This is a genomic window from Streptomyces alanosinicus (assembly GCF_014650595.1).
Taxonomy (GTDB): domain Bacteria; phylum Actinomycetota; class Actinomycetes; order Streptomycetales; family Streptomycetaceae; genus Streptomyces; species Streptomyces alanosinicus.
Genome location: NZ_BMVG01000026.1, coordinates 55,888 through 76,796, shown reverse-complemented (window position 1 = coordinate 76,796; position 20,909 = coordinate 55,888). Strand labels below are relative to the sequence as shown.

Below are 20,909 nucleotides of genomic sequence, written 5' to 3'. Positions count from 1 at the left end.
AGTAACGGGAACACCGTGGCTCGCACCGTGCCATGCCGCGCTGCACCCCGACCGTGGTTTCACAAATTCACTATGTTGCGAGTTCTGCGACGTACTCACGCCTTGCCCTTCTGTCGGGCACAGCGGTTTGGTGCTGGACTGGCCATCTGCCAGGGCGCCTTGGCGCGATGCCGGTCCGGAACAGAGGCCCGCTCCGCCGTCCCTTCGGCCGTAACGGTTGTCTCCTCTCCCCACGGAGGGATCAACACGATGACGTACACACCGGCAAAGGACGAAGCTGCTTGCCGGCTTCCGGATCCGGCCCAGCTGCGGGCCGCGCCTGCGCCACGGCTGCGTGGTCTCGCGGCCGAGATCCGGGCCTTCCTGATCGACCACGTGTGCACGACGGGGGGACACCTGGGCCCGAACCTGGGAGTCGTCGAACTGACGCTCGCGCTGCACCGGGTCTTCGACTCCCCCCGCGACACCCTGATTTTCGACACCGGCCACCAGGCATACGTCCACAAACTGCTGACCGGCCGGGCCGAGCAGTTCCCGACCCTGCGGCAGGCCGGCGGTCTGTCCGGGTATCCATCCCGGGCCGAGTCCGAGCATGATCTGGTGGAGAACTCCCACGCTTCCACCTCCCTGTCGTACGCGGACGGTCTGGCCAAGGCCCGCCAGCTCGCGGGGGAACAGCAGCAGGCGGTGGTCGCGGTGATCGGGGACGGCGCCTTGACCGGGGGCATGGCGTGGGAGGCGCTGAACAACCTCGGCAGTGCACCAGGCCGGCCGGTGATCGTGGTACTCAACGACAACGGCCGCTCCTACGAACCCACCCACGGCGCCCTGGCCCGCCACCTGGAGTCGCTGAAGGCCAACGGCTCCGTGGCCGGGTGCCGGAACGTGTTCACCGAGCTCGGTTTCACCTACTTCGGGCCCGTCGACGGGCACAGCACCGGGGAGATCGAGGGAGTGCTGCGACGGGCCCGGACTCTCAACCGGCCTGTCCTGGTGCACGTGGTCACCGTCAAGGGCAAGGGATACGCTCCCGCCGAGACGGACGACGCGGACTGCCTGCACGCCGTCGGCACCGTCGACCCGGTCACCGGCCGCCCGGCCGGCTCTGGAGCAGGTTGGACGTGGACGGGCGTCTTCGGCCGGGCCCTGGCCGAAGTGGCGGCCGAGCGGCCCAAGGTGGTGGCGCTCACCGCGGCCATGTTGCGCCCCACCGGCCTGCATGCCATGCAGCAACGTTTCCCCGAACGGGTCTTCGACGTCGGCATCGCCGAACAGCACGCCGTCACCAGCGCCGCCGGACTCGCCATGGGCGGCTACCACCCCGTGGTCGCGATCTACGCCACCTTCCTGGGCCGCGCCTTCGACCAGGTCCTCATGGACGTGGCCCTGCACCGGCTGCCGGTCACCTTCGTCCTGGACCGGGCCGGCATCACCGGCCCCGACGGGCCCTCCCATCACGGCATGTGGGACCTGTCACTGCTGTCCGCGGTGCCCGGCATGGCCATCGCGGCACCCCGCGATCCGCAGCGCGTCGAAGACCTGCTGCGCGAGGCGGTCACCCACGATCAGGGACCCACCGTGCTGCGCATCCCGAAGGCCCCGGCAGGAGGAGACGTCGCGGCCCTGGCCCGGATGGACGGCATCGACATCCTGCACCGTTCCCCGCGCCGGCCCCTGGATGTCCTCCTCGTCCCCGTCGGGCCACTGGCCCAAGCGGCCCTGGACGCCGCACGCCTGCTGGAGGAAGAAGGCATCGGCGTCACGGTCGCCGACCCCCGGTGGGTCCTGCCGGTCAACGACGCCCTGCCGCCGCTGGCAGCACGCCACCTCCTGGCCATCAGCATCGAGGACGGCGTCACCAGCGGCGGAGTGGGCTGGGCCCTGGCCCAGGCATGCCGCGCTCACAACGTCAGCACTCCCGTCGTTCCCCTCGGACTGCCGCGTTCGTTCATCTCCCACGGCTCACGAACCGCCCTGCTCGCTGCGGTCGGCCTCGACGCGGCCGGCATCATCCGCACCGTCCACGACGCCCTGACCGGCACCACCCTCACCAGCCAGGAGACGCTGCGATGACCGCCGTCGACCTTGGAATGCCGACCCTGTCCCACGACTCACCGATCCCGATCCACCGTCGCTCCACCCGCCAACTGCACGTCGGAGCGGTGCCGGTGGGCGGCGGCGCCCCGGTCAGCGTGCAGACCATGACCACGACGAACACCGCCGATGTGGACGCCACCCTGCGGCAGATCGCCGAGGTGACCGCCGCCGGCTGCGACATCGTCCGCGTCGCCGTCCCCTCCGCCGACGACGCGGCCGCCCTGCCCACCATCGTCGCCAAGTCACCGATCCCCGTGATCGCCGACATCCATTTCCAGCCCCGCTACGTCTTCGCCGCCCTCGACGCCGGCTGCGCAGCCGTCCGCGTCAACCCCGGCAACATCAAGAAGTTCGACGACAAGGTCGCCGAGATCGCCCGGGCCGCCTCCGCCGCCCATACGCCGATCCGCATCGGCGTGAACGCCGGCTCCCTCGACCCGCGCCTGCTCGCCAAACATGGCAGCGCGAGTCCCGAGGCGCTCGTCGAATCGGCGTTGTGGGAATGCTCCCTGTTCGAGGAGCACGGCTTCACCGACCTCAAGATAGCCGTCAAGCACCACGACCCGCTGGTCATGATCGCCGCGAACCGGCTGCTCGCGAGCCGCTGCGACTACCCGCTGCACCTGGGGGTGACCGAAGCGGGCCCCGCCTTCCAGGGCGCCATCAAGTCCGCCGTCGCCTTCGGGATCCTGCTGGCCGAGGGCATCGGCGACACCATCCGGGTCTCCCTGTCCACCGACCCGGTCGAACAGGTCAAGGCCGGCTGCCACATCCTGTCCTCCCTCGGCCTGCGCCCCCGGAAGCTGGAGATCGTCTCCTGCCCCGGCTGCGGCCGCCTCCAGGTCGACATCCACCGGCTGGCGACCCAGGTCGAAGCGGCCTTCGACGGCTTCCCCCACCCCCTGCGGATCGCGGTCATGGGCTGCGTCGTCAACGGGCCCGGCGAGTCCCGCGAGGCCGACCTCGGTGTCTCCTGCGGCAACGGCAAGGGCCAGATCTACCGCCACGGCCAGGTCATCAAGACCGTCCCCGAATCCAGGATCGTCGAAGCCCTCCTCGACGAGGCCCTCCACCTCACCAGCGACCTTCCCGCGGAAGGCGAGCAGACATGACCCTCGCACCACCCCTGACGGGCGGCCTCGACCTGCCCGAAGCACGCGCGGCGGCCGAGACGATCCTGTCGCAGTTCCTGGAACGCAAACGGGCCGAGGCTGCGGCCCGCCATCTGTCCACAGAAATCCCCGCTGCCCTCAGGGACTTCCTCACGGCAGGCGGCAAGCGGCTTCGTCCCGTGCTGTGTGTGCTCGGCTGGCACGCCGCCGGAGGCACCGCACCCCCGCCCCGTCCGGTGCTGCAAGTCGCTGCCGCTCTGGAGATGTTCCACGCCTTCTGCCTCGTCCACGACGACGTCATGGACGCCTCCGCCACCCGCCGCGGCAAACCCACCGTCCACCGGGCCTTCGCCGACCGCCACGCCGCAGACCGCTACGGGCCGGCCGCCGACCGGTTCGGCACCAGCGCCGCCATCCTCGTCGGCGACTTCGCCCTGGCTTGGACCGACGAACTCGTCCACGCCGCCGGCCTCACCCCGGACCAACTCGCGCGGCTGCTGCCGGTCCTGGACGCCATGCGCGACGAGGTCCTGTACGGCCAGTACCTGGACGTCGCGGCCGGCGGACAGCCCACCGACGACGTCGAGCGGGCCTGGACGATCATCCGCTTCAAGACCGCCAAGTACACCTGCGAGCGACCGCTGCACATCGGCGCCGTCCTCGCCGGAGCCCCCGGGCCGCTCCTCGACGAACTGTCCGCCTACGCGCTGCCCCTGGGCGAAGCGTTCCAGCTCCGCGACGACCTCCTCGGCGTCTTCGGCGACCCGGCTGTGACCGGCAAGTCCCGCCTGGACGACCTGCGCGAGGGCAAGCACACCCTGCTCATCGCCCTCGCTCTGCGCGACGCCGCACCCCCACACAAGACCTTGCTGCACCGGCTGCTGGGCAGCCCCGGCCTGACCGAGGCTGAGGCCGCGCAGATCCGCAGCATCCTCACCGTCACCGGCGCCCGCGCCCACGTCGAAGAACTCATCGACCAACGGCGTCACGCCGTACTCCACACGCTGGACTCGGCCGCCACCCTGACCCCGCACGCCATCCCTCATCTACGTCACCTGGCGGACACCGTGACCCGGAGGACCTCGTGAACCGGACGGGCAAACGCGTACTGCTGGCCTCACCCCGCGGCTTCTGCGCCGGCGTAGTCCGCGCCATCCAGGCCGTGGAGAAGGCCTTGGAGCAGTACGGGGCGCCGGTCTACGTCCGGCACGAGATCGTCCACAACACGTATGTCGTCAAGGCCCTGGAGACGAAAGGCGCCGTCCTCGTCGAGGACACCAGTCAGGTACCCGAGGGCTCCATCGTGCTCTTCTCCGCCCACGGGGTCGCCCCGACCGTCCATGAAGAGGCCGCGGCACGCAACCTGACGACCATCGACGCGACCTGCCCGCTGGTCACCAAGGTCCACAAGGAAGCCGTCCGCTACGCGCGTGAGGGCTACGACATCCTCCTGATCGGCCACGAGGGCCACGAGGAAGTCATCGGCACCCTGGGCGAAGCCCCCGACCGCATCACCCTCGTCGACGGCCCGGGCGACGCCGAGAACGTCGAAGTCCGCGACCCCGACAAGGTTGTCTGGCTCTCCCAGACCACCCTCTCCGTCGACGAGACGATGCAGACGGTCGATGCCCTGAAGACCAAGTTCCCCCATCTGCTCTCGCCGCCCGGCGACGACATCTGCTACGCCACCCAGAACCGCCAGCTCGCGGTGAAGCAGATGGGTGCCGAAGCCGACCTGGTCATCGTCGTCGGCTCCCGCAACTCCTCCAACTCCCAGCGTCTGGTCGAAGTCGCCAGACAAGCCGGCGCCCAGGAGGCGTACCTGGTCGACACCGCCGAGGAGATCGACGCCGCGTGGCTGGACGATGTGACGGCAGTCGGTGTCACATCCGGCGCGTCCGTGCCCGAGGTGCTCGTCGAACAGGTGCTGGACCGGCTTGCCGCCCAGGGGTACCAGGACGTCGTGCTCCTCAACGTTGCGGACGAGAACCAGCACTTCGCCCTGCCGCGAGAACTGCGGGAGAAGCAACATGCCCCTGTTCCGGCGGGCCCTGAACCTGCCTAGCGAGCAGCCCGCCTGAGCGCGGGAGATAGACGGCTACCTGAAGACATACCCAAAACAGTGCCCTGACCTGGGGTGGAGAGAAAGGAAAGAGGAGTGGAGAAGTCATTCGGGTACATCTGGGCCGACTGGTGCTACGGGGCCGAAAAGGACCAGTGGCTGGCCGATGTGTGGGACGCATGCGGCGCGATCGACGCATCCACGCTGGCGAGTGAAAAGGCAGTCAAACTAGCTCACTTGAGGGAGAAGATTGCGGGAAGCCGGCGGCCGTGGGTGGACGGGGTACGGGACTTCATCGACTTCGAGAGCCGCCGCATGGTGACCGGCAAGGCCCCGCTCATGCACCTCGGCAAAGGAGAAGATTTCCGCGTACTGGAGATCATTGAGGGAGCAGCACGCCACGGTGCCATGCGCGGCCTGTGCGTGATGCCCGGAGGAGAAGAGTGGATTTCCCAGCTGTCGGAGTTCTGCACGACGGCGCTGTACCAGGGGTTCAAGTGGCTCCGTGGAGGACGGCACCTGGATGAGTGGGAGCTTCCCGCAATGGGAGAGGGGTGGTGCAAGGGGGCTGCTCTGTGGGGAACGGTGAGCATGTTCATTGCCCTTGATACGGCGGGAGGAGACCCCGACAACGATGCCGTCCTTGCCCGGGCATTCGAGGTCTTCGGCAACCACCTTGCCGCATCGTCTCTCTGGCTTCACTACAGGGGCGAACACCCCCACTTCTGGTGGAGCGAGGAAGTGAGGGGACGAGCACCTTCAGAGGCCGCCATCCGGCACACCGGCGCGGTACTGGCCTGGCCTGTGCAGATGGTCGACATTCTGGTTCGGGGAGCGGAGCACGTGAACACATGGATGGTCCCGGATTTCCCACCTCAGCACTTTTCCAGGACGCGAGGTGTAGTGATCGGCCCGCACACCCCGCGCCTGTGGAAGAGGGTTCGGGCCGTCTGCGACGAACTGGCGCCGGTGGGTGGGGTGACCGACGAGGAGCTGTCTGAGCTGTACTGGCGAACCGCGAATTGGCTGGCACCCCACGCCGTTACGTGGCGAGGGCGCGGAGATGAGAGCGACCGAGTACAGGAGGTGAGCGTGCCGAGTGCCGTGATGGGTGTCCAGCGGGAAAACCGAGATCACTTGGACTCTGACCTCGTCGACCGAGTGGTTGAGTGGAGCCGTCCGCGTGTCGCCCGCCTAAGGCCCGATCAGCAGTTGCTACTGCTGGACAAGGTTGAGGAGACGGCGAGGCTTCGAGGCCGGGTGCCAGGAGCCCCCGAGTTCGTGGAGTCGACGGTAGGGAAGCTGCGGTTCGTTGAGGGCGTGTGGGACCTGACGACGCACGCGGTGTCGCTGGCTTCCCCGTTCGGGGGCGCTTTGATCCCCGAAGACTGCCACGAGCTGGCCATCCGATTCTTCAACGCTTTCCAGGTCTCCCGTCGTGTAGAGGGCAGGGACGTCGCCCCAGGAGATCCAATCGACGGCGGGGCGGGCTGTGTAGTGTGCGTAGGGAACGAACTGTTCCTGAAGCTAGTGGACAATCGCCCTGGGCAAGGTGTGACCCCGCTAGCCCTTTGGTCGACGCTCATCTACTTCAACCTGGGTCTGGGCAGGCCCGATGACTCAGACATCGGGTTTCGGTCGGCACCTGTAGTCGCGACCGCATAGTCCTTCCGCTGCTGGTTCGTTCGCTGGCTGGGCCCTTCGCCTCGTACTCCTGCTGCGCACGTCCATCCAGCCTACGGCCGACCGCCGCCGGTGCGCAGGCCCGGCACGGCACGGACGGAACTACAGCGCCCCGTAAACGCCTCGTGCTCAGCACGCTGCTGTCCCCTGACGGGCGTCATGCCCCTCGCCGCTGCGGCCTCGTACAAGGTCAGCACAGAACTCTGCCAGGTCTACGAAAACACCGACGAGGGAATGACTGCCGCCTGGGTGGCCGGGATGGATGGACGTCATCGACGTACGCGAAACCCCCGGGACTCCACGTCCGGCCCCACACCGATCCTGAAAGCAGCGCAGCGCGAAACGTCTCCGTCCCGCGGTCCGCGTACAGCAACAGCGTCGTAATCACCAACATGAGGGCGTCATCCCATGACAGTGCATCCCTTCGACGTGCGCGGCCTGAAGATGCCGTTCCCGTCGCACGAACCCAACCCCGCCCGCAAGGGCGCGGACGAAGCCATGTGGGCATTCATCGACAAGCACGGCCTCTGCCCGTCAACAGCTGATCGAAAACGCCTGCAGGCAACGGAGACTGTGCTCTGCATGGCGCTCTACTACCCCACTGCTGACGCGTACCGCTTCCAGGTACTGTGCCAGTGGCTCGGTTGGACGTTCATCGCCGACGACACCACGGACAATCCCCCCGCAAGCAGGGAACCGCAAACTGCGGCGGACGTCATCCTGCCCATGACCGCCGTGCTGGACAGCCAGCCGGCCACCACACCACTCGCCCGCGCCCTCGCCGAAGTACACGCCATGATCAGCTCGGGCCGATCGATCGGATGGCAGGCCGAGTTCAACCTGGCGACCAAGAACTGGCTGTGGGCGGCCTACGCCCATGCCGTCTACTGCGCAGCCCACCAGACACCCGCCGTCACCGACTATCTGGCATCAACCCACTGTGACACCTCCGGTTTCCCGTTGATTCTCGCCATGTGCGAGTACGCAGAAGGCGCGGACCTCCCTCAGACCGTCAGGCAACTGCCCGCCTGGATCACCATGCGCCGGGCCGCGGCCGACCACGCGGGACTGGTCAACGACCTCTACTCGGCCCACCACGAAGGTCCCGGCGGATGGCTCTTCAACACGGCGCTCGTGCTGTCCGCCGAACACCACACCGACATGGACACCGCCATCCGCGACACCGTCTCCCTCGCCAACAGCCGCCTGGACGCCTACTGCGAAGCGAAGGACCGCCTGGAAGCACAGCTACGGGTCACCGAGGACAGCACGACGCGTGCGATCGCCCTGCGCATCGCGGACTCCTACGCAGACATGATGCGCGGCAACCTCGACTGGCACACCCGCGCCAGCCGGTACGCCTGAGCAACGCTCCATCCGTATCCCACCCCACGCTGTGATCAACAACGGCGTGCTCGGCATGGTCCGCCAGTGGCAGACCCTGTTCTACGACGGCGACCATGCCCACACCGACCTCGGCACCACCGACCGGCACCCCGACATCGTCAAGATCGCCGAAGCCAACGGGTGTACGGGGCTGCACTACGAGCGAGCCGAGGACGTCGACACCGCCCTCGCCGCAGCACACGCGGTCACCGACCGCCCGGTCGTCATCGACTTCGCGGTCTCCCCGGACGAGATGGTGTGGCCGATGGTTCCCCAGGCGTGCCCAACGACGACATCCTCATCGCCCGCGACCTGCGGCCCACCTTCGAACCGGACTGAAACACCGCCCTGGAGGCAGGATGCCCCCGTCCACCGACAACACCGCGAAAGCGCCCGCCTGCCTCCGGCAGCCTGCACGCGAACAACAGCCCGCACGAGTGCCTGCACAGCGACAGGCTCCGCCATCGCCACAGGCCACCACCATGGCAGGCGGCCCGCTGAACTTCCCGCTCCCCTGGCACGACACCGAGATCGCTGCAATGGAGTTCCAGCAGATCACCCTGCCTCCGCAGGCGTCGACCGGCTGGCACTACCACCACGGCCCCCTCCTGGTCACCGTTCACCAAGGCACCCTGCGCCGCCGACTCGCCGACGGCACAGTCACCGCCCACGCGGCCGGCACGAGCTTCGTCGAACCGCCAGGTCCCGCCAACATCCACACCGGCGACAACCCCGACAGCACCACCGTCATCCTGTGATGCCTGTTCCTCCTCCCAACCAACAGCCCCCTATCCGTGCCGGTCCAGGAGCCAGGCACAAGGAAATGACACGAAAGCTGGGACAGTTGACGGGTGACACTGCATGAGACACCAGACGGCACCGCAGGTCACAGCGCCGCCGTACGACACGCAGCCTGAAAACCTACAATTCATGTAGGGTCTCAATTTTCGTGTCGGAATCTCACGATCGATGTCGGAACAATGTCGGATCCGACACAGAATTGAGACTCGCAGGTGTCCTGTCGCAGTGAAGCTGTCGGATTCTCACTGGTTCTCGTTCGAGTTGTCGTATTCTCATCGCGTCACGTGTTGAGCGGCTGCGTTTGTTTCGTTCGGTGGTGTGTTGTTCCTCCCGGCCTGGAGCTTCTTCCCCACGGCGAACGAGATTTCCGCGAAGGCCACGCTGTTTGAGAACGAGGGCCGCCGGTGTTCTCAAACCAGTTGACGCCTCCGCAGGTCAGCGAACCGCGACCTGCCAACTCCACCTCGACAGGACACCAGGTCACCCCCTGGCTCTCTCGGGTGAACCATGTCGGCGTCGGCTGGACTCGGGCGTCGTCGGGCCGATGCCTCCGTCTGCAGAATGGGGACTGACAGACGTCATTGATCGGTAGCACCAGCCGTTGCCGTGTCCGGTGGCATGTCCAAGCCACTCGATTGCTGAGCCCGGCGGTGACGCACGCCCAGGGCGGCGGACGCTGACGCGCTGCCGACAGCGACACCGAAACCGACAGCAACGCCGACCACGAAAGCGAGGCTGACGGCGATGGTGATCCACTCCGAGGCCGCCCTTGCAGTCGCCGAGCTGGGCAGGACTACCGCCGCGAACGCCAGGAGTCCGAGGTACCCCAGGAACCCGGCGATGAGTGCTGCATAAGCGGCTGCGGCCACCGGACGCGGCCGCCAGTCAGCAGTGAGGGCCACGCGCACCGCGCAGACAACTTGCGCCAGCGCGACGACCAGCATGGCGAGCAATATTCCGAATGGCACGAGCAAGACAGCCGCCGCAGCGGCACCCACCCCGAACCACACCCCCTTACGGCGCCCCCACGTAACCTTCGGCGGGCCCACCCAGGGACCGGTAACGGCAGCCGACGACGGCTTGCGGGCTCGCTGCTGCGCAACGTCGGCCCGCCGGGCACGGCGACGACGTAGGCCAAGGGCCACTGCTGCTGACGCGCTGCCGGCAATGACGCCAAAGGTGGCGCCTACGGCAACGCGGTGCCAGGTCCCTGCCGCCAGGCCACTCAAGTTCCCTATGAGGCCAGTGCCAAGGGCGGCGACGGTAGCTGCGGCCAAGGGGTGCTGCTGACGGTCCTCGGTGAGGGCCACGTGCACTGCGCAGACGGTCTGCACTAGCGCGACAACTCCGACCGTGATGACGAGCCGAGCGCCGGACAGCAACAGGAAGAAAGTCGGTGCGGCGGCCCCGATCCCGTACCACAGGACCTTTCGGAGAGGCTGCCGGAGACTCGCTGCTCCCGCTCCGGCGAGCGGCAGCACGGCCGTGATAACGAGCACTGGGAGAGCCAAGGGGGGCAAGAGGAGGAAAATCGCAGGCAGCGTGGCGAGTACGGCGACACCGCCAAGCGCGTTTCCTGGGCCGAAGATCGGTTTGAACATCGCGAGCTGCAGTCCCAGGGTCAGGAAGGCCAACCCGAGGTAGACCGGCACGCTTGCCACCCCCAGTACTGCCCACAGCACCCGCTTCGCTGCCCGGCCTTCCCGCGCGCCGACCGCATCGGCCCACGAGGCCAAGACCGCGCCCAGCCAGCGTTGCGCGGCCCATGCGGTCAGGCACAGCAGGGGAATCCACGCCAGGAACTGTCCCCACAGCGGAGCAGGCACAAGGAAGATCGCGCCGATGATGTCCGGCTGCAACAGGCTGCTGCCCGCAGCCAGCCCCAGCCCCAGGGCGACGCTGACTGCAACACTGCGCCGGCCCCGCAACTGGGGCTGTCCCTCTTGTGCGGTGCCCTGCCACGCTGCCATCCCCAGCGCGACCGTAATGAAGACCGCGGCTATCGCAGTCCCCACTTGATCGCCGATTACGTCACCCGCTGGCCACGCACCAAGGATGCTCCGGCGGAGGATCATCGCGCCCGCCCCCACTGCACACCAGTCCCACCCGCTCGTAGTGCGCAGCAGCTGGCTGTCGTGCAGTACAGCGCGGCGGCGCTGCGGCGACGGATGGACGCGCAACACCTCCGGGCGCCGCCGCCGGCTGCTGGGAAAGTATCCGGCGAGCGTCGCACTCATGTCCGTCGTACCGGAGCCCCACAGCTCTGCCTGCGCGTCCGCGAACAACTCACGGCTGCGCAGTACCGAGTTGCGCAGCAGCGGCGCCATCACGGCGAGGGCGAGTAGCGTGACGGATTCGGCAGCGGAGAGGGCGACGAGGGCACTGTCCGTGCTGGTTCCCCGAATCACTGGGATGAACGGGTTGCTCAAGATGCTCAACACCATCAACGGCATGGTGACTCGCCACGCCACGATCGTGAGGAAGCCGATATCGAGGTCCCGGTTGTGGATGTGTGCCAGCTCATGCAACAGCACTGTGCGGAAGGCCACCGGGTCGCGGCGGAACAGGGTCTCAGAGCCCCCGGAGAGCACGATGCAGCGATGGCCCGGCCGTCCGAAGGCAAGTGCCGAGCAGCGTGGGTCCAGCGGATCGAGCAGGTATGTCACGGGCACGGCGACGTCGGTGCCGAGCTGGATCCGGGCAAGTAGTGCGAACAGGTCTGCACGGTCGGGGAGCACCCCGTCCGACGCGATGCTCGCCGGTACGACGCGGCCGATCTGCTCGTACCGGCGGCGCCGGATGCGCCAGGCAGGCAGCCACCACACGACCAGGCCGATCGCGATCCACCACACCACCAGCCCGATCAGAGGCCAGCCCTCGAAGCTGTACGGCCTCACGCAGTCGCGTGAGGCAGCCGACAGGTCGCCGCCGCCCTGCCAATTCTCCAAAACCTGGCGTCTCTGCTCGGTCACGCAGCTCTGATACGCCCCCTCGGCGGCGTCGCTGACGTGATCGAAAAAAATGGATGCCATGTTGGCGACCTCGGACGTCATCAACGCCGAGGCGATGGCAGCGAGAAGAACGAACCTGAGGGTCGTTGCGGAGATCAGCGTCTGAGGGAGGCGCTGCCGTAACGCCGCGGGGTGATTAGCCACGCTCATCGTCGCGCACGGCGGCCGTACCCCCGTCGGCGTCGGCCGTAATGGCAGTGCCCCTGCGCGTCGCCAGCTCTGCCACGATCCCATCCGCGACCAACTCCGCCTGTTCGGCGGTCAGCCCCAGCCGGCGCGCTTTACGGTCGGCCACCGCACGGATGGTGGCCAGTTGTTCAGACCCGGGAATCCACTCCGCTGCCGTTGCGCCTTCCCCGGATGGGCGACCGCCCCGGACAACCCGCCTCGTCCACCCGCGCATTCGGCCGATCAGGGTGGTCGCTGTCTGGTCGGCGAACCGCTGGAGGACAGAGTCGGCCAGCTTGGAGGTGACGTACAGCACCGCCAGGGTCAGCATCGTCGTCACACCGTCGGCGCCGATGCCGAGTGGCTCGTTCCGTCGCGCGGCCCGGCGCACTTGGCTCCGTGAGGCGGCGTGGAACGACCGTGCCACAGCGACAAATTGAGGCATCTCGTCAGGGGCAATGCGCTGGACCACGCCACGGGCCAACTCATCCACGCCGGACGTATCCCGCCCGGCTCGCGTCACCAAGGTCATGGTCGTCTCCCCCGTCCCCCGCACCCCTCACCGGATCGCCCCGGTCGCTGTCGTCATACTCTCCGCGAGGGTAGCGCGGGCCGCGTACTGCCGTCGGCGCCACCACAAGAACTGCCTGAAAGCTCCAACAACGGCATCCGGGGGCGGACCTGCCCTCGCATCCAACCCGCTCGACCAGCACTCCTGCGAACGTGGGCGCGCCCAATGGACGGAGGCCGCCGCGTTGAAGTGCGTCTATATGGAGCTGATTAGCCTCGACCCGACCAGCAAGGACCGGCGCCGCTGGGCGATGCGCTGGAAGGCGCCGCTGAACGCCTTCCAGATCGCGTTTGAGGGCCGACTCACCCCCACCACCAGCAACTGACACCTCAACAACCAAGATCAACTGTTGACTGGACAGACCTCAGCCTTGGGGAAACCACGTACAAACACCCGGATCCGAGGAGAGAGACGTTCGACGAGGAAATGACACGGATCTGAGACAGCCGACGGATGACACGGCGTGAGACGCCTGCGGAACGCCCAGGCCAGAGACGCGGCGGATGAAATGAGCCGCGAGATCCTACATCATCAGTCAGCCTAAGAACGCCACAGCCGTCCCGCGCTTCGAGGAACGAGGTGCAGGCTGGGATCAGTGACTTCGGAGAGCCCTCGTCAGCTCACGGGACGCCCGCTTCCTCGGCACCTGCCCGCGCGAGAGGAAGAGAGGAGTGAGGGCTGGTTCGGGACTGACGTCGCTGCGGCCTGTGCCGCCCTCGCCCGGCTACCGGGCCAGCGTGACGGTGATCGGTGCGTCGGGGTACGAGCTCAGCTCCCCGGAGAGTGAGGCCTGCTCTGCCCGATCATGGCCCAGGCTGTCGATCTGGCTCGAGGTCAACAGCTCTGTGGAGGTAGTCAAGCGCGGTGGCCAGACGTAGTCGCCCCTCGTCGCTGTGCGTGTCGATCCACATTGCTGCGTCAAGGTTGGCTGCCGCGTACCCAATGAGAAGCTGCTGGTAGCCAGACCTCAGGGATTCGGCGTGCCTCAGAACTGCCAGGAGGGACGGCGCTGTTGTCCTGACCAGTGGTTGCGGGGCCAATACGCGCGCGAACCTGGCGATGTGCTCCAGGACCGTCTTGGCGTAGGCTCTGTCGGGGACGTCGGTGTCGGGCAGTGTGCGTTCTTGGGCCAGCCGAACGACATCGTCCGGCTGGGGATGGCGGTCTGGATAGTCGCGCGCGGGCTTTGGGAGATGGGGCACGGGGCAGGAACTCCTGCTCATTCTCGTGCAATGGGATCACTGGGATGTGCGCGGAGCCGCCAGGGTAGGGAACACGCCGTCGACACCGTCGCGAGGCTGAGGTGTGGGCGTGGTATCCGTGGTGTGCGGCTCAGAGGCGAGTTCCGGCAAGCGCACTCGGAAGCACTTGCCGGCGGTTCGGTTCTGCTCAGTGAGTGTGATCAGGCCGCGCGCGGCGTCCAGTAGTACGGAGGCAAGGGATGGCCGTCCCTCAGCCAGTAGCAAAACTCCTGGGCGCCGCGCAATGTGCCGGTCCCGGTGGGCGTGCGGCCGTCGACCATCTCGAAGTGGTCGATCTCGATGAGCACGTGGTCGCCCACTTGAGGGGACATTCCGAGGTCAAGCAAGACCCGGCCGTTGCAGCTTCCGATGAGGGTCCAGGCGTTCTTCCACATGAACGTCGCGCGTGCTCCCTGGCGGGAGGTGAAGAAGAAGTCGCCGAGCGCATGCTGGTTGATGACACAGAAGACCCACATCAGCCCGGTGGCGTGTGCCAATTCTTTGCCGTGGGTGTTGGGTACGCTCTCCTTGGACTGCTGGAGCTCGACCCTCGTGCTGTCGGCACCGAGGAGGTCCGAGCGCCGGCGGCCGCCTGCCATGCGGATCTCCGATCGTGCCGCGCCGACCACCCGCTGGTAGCACAGGGTCCACATCTTGCGCTGCTGGGACGTGCGCATCGGGGTGGTAACGAGTTCGAAGGCCGCAGCGGGGATCATGCAGCGGCCGACGGGGCAAAGGCTGCCAGGAACTCGCGGAGCTTCTTGTACGTCAGGCCGTGGATGCGTACGTCGATCTTTTCGGCTCGGATGATCTCCTCGACGCTGGTGATGTCGGGGTGCCGGGGCTGGGCGGCTGCGGCGAGTTCCAGGACGTCGTAGTAGCCGCGCATCTGGATGGACTGGCGTTTGACCGTCTTGATGGTGTTCTTTCGTTCCTCGATCTGGCGCACGGCCTCGGCAACCAGATCTGTGTCTTCGGCTTCTTCGAGGCAGTGCAGCTGGCGGGCGTAGCCGCTGAGCTTCTCGTAGCAGTGGCTGCGTGCGGCGTTGAGCTGGACTGCGATGGCGTTGACCTTGGGTTCCTGCTCGGGCTCGGGCTGGCCGGGCACGATGACCGTCATGATCTCGCCCGTTTCAGGGTGGATCATCTCCACCCGCTGCCCGGGAATGAGCTTCTCCGGCAGCGGTTGGGGCTCCCTGACCTTGTGCGGCGGCAGCTGTGGGCCGCGCTGGTCACGGGCATGAGCAGCCCAGGCGCTCTTGAAGCTGCGATGCAGTGCGGCGGCGTGCCGCCGCTGTTCGAGGCCGGCGTAGGCAGGGGTGTCCGCGGTGGGCGAGGGGAGCTTCCGCCGGATGTAGTTCTGGGCCTCCACCGGGTTGTCGGTGTGCAGCGCCGTGGCGTCTGTCATGTCGATGAACAGGGCAAGCGCGGCGGCCTGGTCTTCCCGCTCATATTCGGCAGGACCGACGAAGACCTGTCCTTCGTGCTCGATGACGTGGTAAAGACGAGGACCTGTACAAGCCGGCGCACCCGGGCTACGAGAGTCTCCTGGCTGCTGACGTCCGCACCGCCGGGGCCCTCGTTCGCCCGGACACCGCCGGCTGGCAGTCCGCGGTCGAGGCCCATGTACGCGATGGGCGCCTCGACGCCGTGGTGGAGTCGGCCCTCGCCGACCCGGACGACTTCCGTGTCTCCTCCCGTGCCTACCGCGCCGCTGGCCACCGGGTCGAAGTGGTCGCGCTTGCCAGACGCGCGCCCAGATGAACATCGAAGCGATCTGGCGCTTGGGATCGCCGCGTACAGATCGACCTTGGACTTTGGCAGCACCCGGGCCCCCTCGTCGTGCAGAGCACAACGAGAGTCCCGAAGCAAGCACCGAGGTGTTCTCACAACTCAGCGCCATCACGCTCACGTGGAACGAGGCGTTCGCGCCGCTGAGCAACAGACGTTCGCGAAACTCACCTACAAAGCCAGCGTGGGCGTGGGCGTGATGGGAGGATCACTGCAGGGGGCTGGCCTCATCTGCTGCCTGACGCAGGACGTCCCCGCATGTGAGTGCCGCCTCTGGCGAGCGTTCGGCGAGGGTGACCAGCGCGTGCCGCACTTCCGTGCCCAGCTGGAAGAGTCGGCGGCTGTACTGCCCGCCCTTGTAGGCGTACAGGCGGAAGAGACCGGCGGCCTGCTCATCACGGCTGCCGGTGAAGGTGTCCGGGAGTCCGGCGAGCAGCTCGATGTCGCGTTTGCCGGTCGCCGCGTCGGCTACTGCCCTCAGCGGTAGCGCGTCGAATTCTGCGGGGGGCGTGGAAGCGTTGGCGGCTGCGTGGGCGGCCAGGGCTGTGAAGACTTCGATCAGCCGCTCGCCTTCCACCGTGCTGATGCCCCAGGTCCGCAGGTTCTCGTGCCGCCGGGTCTGACGCCATGGCTCCTGGTCCACCAGCGGCAGCAGGACGCATCCCAGGCGTGTGCACAGACGCCACAGTGTGTCGTGCTCCGAGGTCATGCTGTTCCTCTCTGCAGCGTTCGGAGGGCCTGCGGCCGAGAGGGGCCCGCCACCGCAGGCTCTCCAATTTGCCACTACACGCAGGGCACGTACAGGACGGGGCTGTTGCCCGTACCGCCGGCCGAGGCGCCGTTCGGCGCCACGAAGGTCCCGATGGTGGTGGTGCGCCAGGCAACGTTCGGGTCACCAGGGTGGTGCACACAGTTGGACCCTGCGGTCGACGACCGCAGCGGCGGCGCGCACTTGGACTGACGCGCGGTCCCTGCCGTCATCCACATGCTCGAGAAGTTGTTGTAGAACTCAAGGTCCACCTCGCTGGTGCAGGCCACCGGGCCGCCCGAGCAGGTCCTGATTCCCCCGGTACCCGTCATCCGGGAGCCGCTGTGGTTGGGCTTGGACGCGTAGAAGTCGCAGCTCACTGTTGCCTCAGGGCTCATACCCGGAGCGGTCACAGTGACTTCAGGCGGCTCCGGATTCGGCGGCGGCCCCGCCAACGCCGTCGGAGCGCTGGTGGCGACTAACGCCACGCCGATAACGAAGGCGCTCATGGTGGTTCTTAATCGCATGAAACGGTCTCCTCTTCGCAGTGCTGCCCAACTGCCTATTAGTCGGACCTTTGCGGAGAACAAACCGTAGATGCGGAAGCTGGGCTACAGCAGTGGCGTATCGGCCAACGCCCCCTCCTGTCGCACAAGCCCGAAACGCCGCTCCCGACCGTCGTGAGGAAACCAGCGCAGGCAGCCACTCGGCCTTCTCTGGACAGGCGCGACGCAGAGTGGCGGTCTCGGGTCAAGATTGCCGACTCGCCACCGCACGGCCGCGGTGCCCGCTGCCTTGCGGTTGGCATAGGCCGTCCCCGGCCGCCGGTGTTGACGTCGGTCACTCCTCAGCGGATGCTTCCGGCATCGTCTGGAGAACGGCTTCCACCAGGTGCTGACGCACAACGGTCCCGACCGGCAGTGTCGTCTCGTGGCCCCCGCTGGTGACCGGGTGCTGGAGAAGATCAGTGGCAGCAAGTACCGCCAGAGCCGCCTGCTCTAGGCCGAGCACGCCGGCCAGACGCTCGTGCAGCCGCTTAAGGTGGGCAACCGCTCGCCGGGTGACCCGCTGCTCGACGTCGTACTCCATCCCTGCAGCGGTCTGCTGGAGGTCCCCAAGGCACTGGAAGACGATCTCCGGATCCCAGCTGCCGGGGTACGCGTTGAGTCACCTGATGAACAGCGCCAGATCGTCGTCATCGTCCTGAGCTGCCGCCTCGCCCTGGAATCCGCTTTCGGCAACGGAAGGTGGCGCTTCGGGAGCCGGCTGCGGAAGTTCCTGCACGATGTCAGGAACAGACGTCTCCAGCGGCGGGAGATCGAGCAGGGTGTAGAAGAGCGTGCGGGCCATGGCACTCAGGCCGCAGCCCGCCACCGCACCAAAGGCCTTGATGGGCCACTCGGGATCGGTCACGGCACGCTGTGCGTGCGTCTCGAACTGATTGACCGCGAAGGTGCTCATGTTGACGCGCGGCGCCCGGGGGTTCTTCTGCGCAGCCTCGGCAGCGGAGCGGGTGGAACGCCACACCAGGTTGTAGATCTCGCCGAGGGGCCGGTGCAAGGCCGTCTTGTAGACGGCATCACGCAGCCGCTCGATGTGGTTGTCGGTCACGACCGGCAGCTTGAGTTCCGCGAGACGCTCGGTGAAGTAGCGCAGCGCCTCTTCGGCAATCAGCGCCTGGCCCAAGGCGAGAGGGTCGTCGTGCTGGCCGGCGCTCAGATGGCCGGGTTCCAGGCGTGTGCTCAGAACCTTGTCCAGATGCTGTGCTCCCGTGCCTTCGCTGGTACCGAACGGTGCGTAGAAGGACGCCGACAGCGCATAGAAGTCCGACGTAAGAGAAGGAGGCTCCACGGCCCCAAGATCGTCACCTGCCGCGTCCAGGGCCTCCTGGAACGTCGCCGGTTCCCACTCCATCGCGGAGGCCGAGACCGGATGGATACTCAGCAGGCGCCATGGCCGTGCCGCATGCGAAGCGTGGACGGCAACGGCCCGGGCCGGTCAGCCGGACATCAGCCGGTCCGTCACGACCTGCCTGATTTCGGCCTGAACAACCGCCGCTCTTAGGCCAGTTGATCGGTCATCCCGCGTGGGAAGACCCGCCATGGGCAGCATACGCAACGAACTTGCACGACTACTCATCGCGACGAAATGGGGGATGATGGCCCGTCAGCCGAACCCGGACCTCACCAACACCCTGACCATGCTCCACACCGCCGTGGTGCACACGGACAAGAACATCCGGGACGCGCTCGACAAGAGCGTTGAGAAGCTGGAGTCGGCCGGCCGGGCCGCCCACGACAAGACGACCAAAGAGGTCGTCGACGAACTCGGTCGGATGCGCGCGAACTTCCGCGACGTCTACAACAAGCTGAACTCCAACGCAGACACGGTCAACACCACCGTCCACGACGTCGTCGCCCTGCTGCGCGCCGAGCTGCGGGAAGTCCGCGTTGTGCTTGCGGACCTCACCTCGCCCTCCCGCGCCTCGGCCGTCCAGGAGACATCCGGCACTGAAGGCGGCCACACGCCTCTCGTCCCTGCACCGGTCACCGCCGTCACCGAGCCCGATGGGCTCCTGGAGGAACCCGCCCGCCATACCGCGACGCCGGCGCAGCGCGCCGATGGTCAGGGCTCCTCGCCCAGCCCGGCACTGTCCATGGACGCAGTTTGCCAGGCCGTCCGCGAGGTCATCACCGAGGAACTCGCCCCCGTGCTCACCTCGCTTACCGCCCCGGACCACAACGGCAACGCCCTGGCCGCCGACCAGCAGGACGTGCCGCACCGCTCGGGCGAAGCAGCCAGGCTGATCAAGGAGGAGACCAGCACCGCCCTAGAGGGAACCCGGTCAGCCCTCGCCGCCCTGCAGCGGGAGATCGCGGACCTGCGCGCCGCCATGGAGGAGATGCGGCCCCAGCCCGACGCCACCGCCGAGACCACGGCCGCCGAGGTGAGCGCGGAGCACAGCGCTCTGCTCAAGACGGCGGCCCGCGTGTCCTCCGCCGGCCTGCAGTGCCACCGCGACATCTGGGAGTTCATCACCGCCCACGCCGGACGGCACACGCACTTCCGAGTACCGCCTCAGGTCACCGACGAGGGAGATGCGCGGATCCACGCTGCACTGTCCGGCCGCTCCCTGATCGCCCTGCTGATCAGCCTGCACTCCATCGAACACGCCGCCAGCGACGGCGACGGCGACCGGGAGCTCGCCGCCACGCTGTATGCGCGGATCGAAGAGAGCCTGACCGACCTCACCCCCAGCGGCAGGCCGGTCACCATCACCCTCGACGACCGCGCCACCCCCGCCCCGAACACCCCAGTCGCCGACAGCGGCAGCGAGGCCGGCAGCGAGCCGGAGAGCACCGACACCCCACCAGCCACCACAGAGCGAGACTCTGATCCCGGCGAAGAGGCCAGCCCCACCGCCGCGTAGATACACATGCGGTCACAGCAGGGCCTGGGATCAAGTTCAGTCACTGCTCTCGGCTGCCCTACAGCCGGTCGACCGACACTGAGGCTCAACCGCTGCGCGTGTTTCCAGACGGGGTACGTCAGCACGGAGCTTGGGCTGTAGAGGCCGCCACTGACAACGACGTCCAAATCTGCGACGCCGCCGGACGTGCGCACAGGGTCTTGCGGGATGCGGCTTGCCCGGCTGACGAGCTGTCGGGCAAGCCGCGAAGCGCACGTCAGCAGGCATCGACGAGTTCTTCGATCTGGTCGGCGAGGCGCTGGTCCGGCCTATGGAATTCCCCGGCGGCTTCATCGACTCTGAGTCGTTCCACGGCTTTGCGTAGGACGCCGGAGGTGTCGACGTTGAGATGCATCCATGCCGGCGGCGGGCCCAGTGCGAGGTACTGGTGCCACCAGTGACCGGCGTCCCGGAGGTCGCCGCGGCGGGTGTGGAACAGGTACAGGCAGTAGGCGGCAGTCGGGTTGCCGGCGCCCGCGGCGAACTGCCACCACCACAAGGCCCCGTCGGATTTCTTGACGAGGTCGAGCAGGCAGCCGAAGTAGAGGGCTCCTTCGGGAGCTTCCTCGGGGTCGACAGGACTGTCGGCGGTGCGGGCGAGGTGTTGTGAGGCACCGTCGCTGCGCAGGAGATGGCGGCACAGCGCCTGCAGGGTGATGTCGGCGCGTTCCAGCCTGACCGGATGATGACGCATCGGGGCGGGGGCGGGCGGGCAGCGGCAGGCCGCGACGTCTGCTCCTCGGTCGCCTGGCGCATTGATGCGCATCCG

At 67.4% G+C, this 20,909-nt stretch carries 18 protein-coding genes and 2 pseudogenes; 11 read left to right on the top strand and 9 right to left on the bottom strand.

What is annotated here, in order from left to right:
- Positions 1–249 precede the first annotated feature (249 nt).
- The 8 genes and pseudogenes from IE277_RS33990 to IE277_RS33955 all read left to right on the top strand — a co-directional run bounded on the left by IE277_RS33990 (position 250) and on the right by IE277_RS33955 (position 9,098).
- Positions 250–2,073, top strand: a complete 1,824-nt coding sequence (locus IE277_RS33990) for a 1-deoxy-D-xylulose-5-phosphate synthase (protein WP_189957579.1) — start codon at positions 250–252, stop codon at positions 2,071–2,073.
- Positions 2,070–3,209: a flavodoxin-dependent (E)-4-hydroxy-3-methylbut-2-enyl-diphosphate synthase gene (ispG, locus tag IE277_RS33985; protein ID WP_189957578.1), complete on the top strand. Its 1,140-nt coding sequence runs from the start codon at positions 2,070–2,072 to the stop codon at positions 3,207–3,209. Before IE277_RS33990 ends, ispG begins: the two co-directional genes overlap by 4 nt.
- Entirely contained in the window at positions 3,206–4,297 is a 1,092-nt protein-coding gene (locus IE277_RS33980; protein ID WP_189957577.1) for a polyprenyl synthetase family protein, read from the top strand. Before ispG ends, IE277_RS33980 begins: the two co-directional genes overlap by 4 nt.
- Entirely contained in the window at positions 4,294–5,274 is a 981-nt protein-coding gene (locus tag IE277_RS33975) for a 4-hydroxy-3-methylbut-2-enyl diphosphate reductase (protein WP_189957576.1), read from the top strand. The genes IE277_RS33980 and IE277_RS33975 overlap by 4 nt, the downstream gene beginning before the upstream one ends.
- Positions 5,275–5,367: 93 nt before the next feature.
- Positions 5,368–6,936 (top strand): hypothetical protein, encoded by a 1,569-nt coding sequence (locus IE277_RS33970; RefSeq protein WP_189957575.1) that lies wholly within the window; start codon positions 5,368–5,370, stop codon positions 6,934–6,936.
- 426 nt (positions 6,937–7,362) lie between these two features.
- Positions 7,363–8,319 carry a terpene synthase family protein gene (locus IE277_RS33965; protein ID WP_189957574.1) on the top strand — a complete coding sequence of 319 codons (957 nt, stop codon included), beginning with the start codon at positions 7,363–7,365 and terminating at the stop codon, positions 8,317–8,319.
- 55 nt (positions 8,320–8,374) lie between these two features.
- Positions 8,375–8,515, top strand: a pseudogene (locus IE277_RS47885) (thiamine pyrophosphate-dependent enzyme); the annotation flags it as partial.
- A 307-nt stretch (positions 8,516–8,822) separates the two neighbouring features.
- Positions 8,823–9,098, top strand: a complete 276-nt coding sequence (locus IE277_RS33955) for a cupin domain-containing protein (protein ID WP_189957573.1) — start codon at positions 8,823–8,825, stop codon at positions 9,096–9,098.
- Between the two features lie 621 nt (positions 9,099–9,719).
- Here the strand turns inward: IE277_RS33955 and IE277_RS33950 are convergent.
- Both IE277_RS33950 and IE277_RS33945 read right to left on the bottom strand, forming a co-directional pair.
- Positions 9,720–12,194 (bottom strand): M48 family metalloprotease, encoded by a 2,475-nt coding sequence (locus tag IE277_RS33950; protein ID WP_189957572.1) that lies wholly within the window; start codon positions 12,192–12,194, stop codon positions 9,720–9,722.
- Between the two features lie 94 nt (positions 12,195–12,288).
- A complete protein-coding gene (locus IE277_RS33945; protein ID WP_189957571.1) occupies positions 12,289–12,852 on the bottom strand; it encodes a hypothetical protein in 564 nt (187 codons plus the stop codon).
- Positions 12,853–13,060: 208 nt separating this feature from the next.
- On the opposite strand from IE277_RS33945, the pseudogene IE277_RS33940 reads away from it, so the two are divergent.
- Positions 13,061–13,216: pseudogene (locus IE277_RS33940) on the top strand (IS256 family transposase); the annotation flags it as partial.
- A 1,077-nt stretch (positions 13,217–14,293) separates the two neighbouring features.
- Here the strand turns inward: IE277_RS33940 and IE277_RS33935 are convergent.
- Both IE277_RS33935 and IE277_RS33930 read right to left on the bottom strand, forming a co-directional pair.
- Complete coding sequence (locus IE277_RS33935) at positions 14,294–14,848, bottom strand: hypothetical protein (protein WP_189957570.1); 555 nt, start codon at positions 14,846–14,848, stop codon at positions 14,294–14,296.
- Complete coding sequence (locus IE277_RS33930; protein ID WP_189957569.1) at positions 14,845–15,540, bottom strand: hypothetical protein; 696 nt, start codon at positions 15,538–15,540, stop codon at positions 14,845–14,847. The genes IE277_RS33935 and IE277_RS33930 overlap by 4 nt, the downstream gene beginning before the upstream one ends.
- 104 nt (positions 15,541–15,644) lie before the next feature.
- Between IE277_RS33930 and IE277_RS33925 the strand changes: the two genes are divergently transcribed.
- Entirely contained in the window at positions 15,645–15,896 is a 252-nt protein-coding gene (locus IE277_RS33925) for a zeta toxin family protein (protein ID WP_308433445.1), read from the top strand.
- 235 nt (positions 15,897–16,131) lie between these two features.
- Here the strand turns inward: IE277_RS33925 and IE277_RS33920 are convergent, their stop codons facing one another.
- The 4 genes from IE277_RS33920 to IE277_RS33905 all read right to left on the bottom strand — a co-directional run bounded on the left by IE277_RS33920 (position 16,132) and on the right by IE277_RS33905 (position 18,585).
- Positions 16,132–16,632 (bottom strand): hypothetical protein, encoded by a 501-nt coding sequence (locus IE277_RS33920; RefSeq protein WP_189957568.1) that lies wholly within the window; start codon positions 16,630–16,632, stop codon positions 16,132–16,134.
- Between the two features lie 74 nt (positions 16,633–16,706).
- Positions 16,707–17,069: a hypothetical protein gene (locus IE277_RS33915; RefSeq protein WP_189957567.1), complete on the bottom strand. Its 363-nt coding sequence runs from the start codon at positions 17,067–17,069 to the stop codon at positions 16,707–16,709.
- 442 nt (positions 17,070–17,511) lie between these two features.
- On the bottom strand, positions 17,512–17,760 hold the full coding sequence (locus IE277_RS33910; protein ID WP_189957566.1) for a hypothetical protein: 249 nt from the start codon (positions 17,758–17,760) through the stop codon (positions 17,512–17,514).
- Positions 17,761–17,838: 78 nt separating this feature from the next.
- A complete protein-coding gene (locus IE277_RS33905; RefSeq protein ID WP_189957565.1) occupies positions 17,839–18,585 on the bottom strand; it encodes a hypothetical protein in 747 nt (248 codons plus the stop codon).
- A 187-nt stretch (positions 18,586–18,772) separates the two neighbouring features.
- Here IE277_RS33905 and IE277_RS47880 point away from each other — a divergent pair, with 187 nt between their 5' ends.
- Positions 18,773–20,101, top strand: a complete 1,329-nt coding sequence (locus tag IE277_RS47880) for a hypothetical protein (protein WP_229882162.1) — start codon at positions 18,773–18,775, stop codon at positions 20,099–20,101.
- Positions 20,102–20,357: 256 nt separating this feature from the next.
- On the opposite strand, the gene IE277_RS33890 is transcribed toward IE277_RS47880, so the two are convergent.
- Positions 20,358–20,906, bottom strand: coding sequence for a hypothetical protein (locus IE277_RS33890; RefSeq protein ID WP_189957564.1), 549 nt, complete (start codon positions 20,904–20,906; stop codon positions 20,358–20,360).
- Between the last annotated feature and the right edge of the window lie 3 nt (positions 20,907–20,909).

Excerpts from the sequence above, each read along its gene's own strand:
- IE277_RS33935 (WP_189957570.1), bottom strand. The coding sequence starts at position 14,848 with ATGATCCCCGCTGCGGCCTTCGAACTCGTTACCACCCCGATGCGCACG.
- IE277_RS33905 (WP_189957565.1), bottom strand. The coding sequence starts at position 18,585 with ATGGAGTGGGAACCGGCGACGTTCCAGGAGGCCCTGGACGCGGCAGGT.
- IE277_RS33950 (WP_189957572.1), bottom strand. The coding sequence starts at position 12,194 with ATGACGTCCGAGGTCGCCAACATGGCATCCATTTTTTTCGATCACGTC.
- IE277_RS33965 (WP_189957574.1), top strand. The coding sequence starts at position 7,363 with ATGACAGTGCATCCCTTCGACGTGCGCGGCCTGAAGATGCCGTTCCCG.
- IE277_RS47880 (WP_229882162.1), top strand. The coding sequence starts at position 18,773 with ATGGGCAGCATACGCAACGAACTTGCACGACTACTCATCGCGACGAAA.
- ispG (WP_189957578.1), top strand. The coding sequence starts at position 2,070 with ATGACCGCCGTCGACCTTGGAATGCCGACCCTGTCCCACGACTCACCG.
- IE277_RS33910 (WP_189957566.1), bottom strand. The coding sequence starts at position 17,760 with ATGGAGTACGACGTCGAGCAGCGGGTCACCCGGCGAGCGGTTGCCCAC.
- IE277_RS33990 (WP_189957579.1), top strand. The coding sequence starts at position 250 with ATGACGTACACACCGGCAAAGGACGAAGCTGCTTGCCGGCTTCCGGAT.
- IE277_RS33945 (WP_189957571.1), bottom strand. The coding sequence starts at position 12,852 with ATGACCTTGGTGACGCGAGCCGGGCGGGATACGTCCGGCGTGGATGAG.
- IE277_RS33915 (WP_189957567.1), bottom strand. The coding sequence starts at position 17,069 with ATGAGCCCTGAGGCAACAGTGAGCTGCGACTTCTACGCGTCCAAGCCC.
- IE277_RS33980 (WP_189957577.1), top strand. The coding sequence starts at position 3,206 with ATGACCCTCGCACCACCCCTGACGGGCGGCCTCGACCTGCCCGAAGCA.
- IE277_RS33955 (WP_189957573.1), top strand. The coding sequence starts at position 8,823 with ATGGCAGGCGGCCCGCTGAACTTCCCGCTCCCCTGGCACGACACCGAG.
- IE277_RS33930 (WP_189957569.1), bottom strand. The coding sequence starts at position 15,540 with ATGACAGACGCCACGGCGCTGCACACCGACAACCCGGTGGAGGCCCAG.
- IE277_RS33920 (WP_189957568.1), bottom strand. The coding sequence starts at position 16,632 with ATGACCTCGGAGCACGACACACTGTGGCGTCTGTGCACACGCCTGGGA.
- IE277_RS33890 (WP_189957564.1), bottom strand. The coding sequence starts at position 20,906 with ATGCGCATCAATGCGCCAGGCGACCGAGGAGCAGACGTCGCGGCCTGC.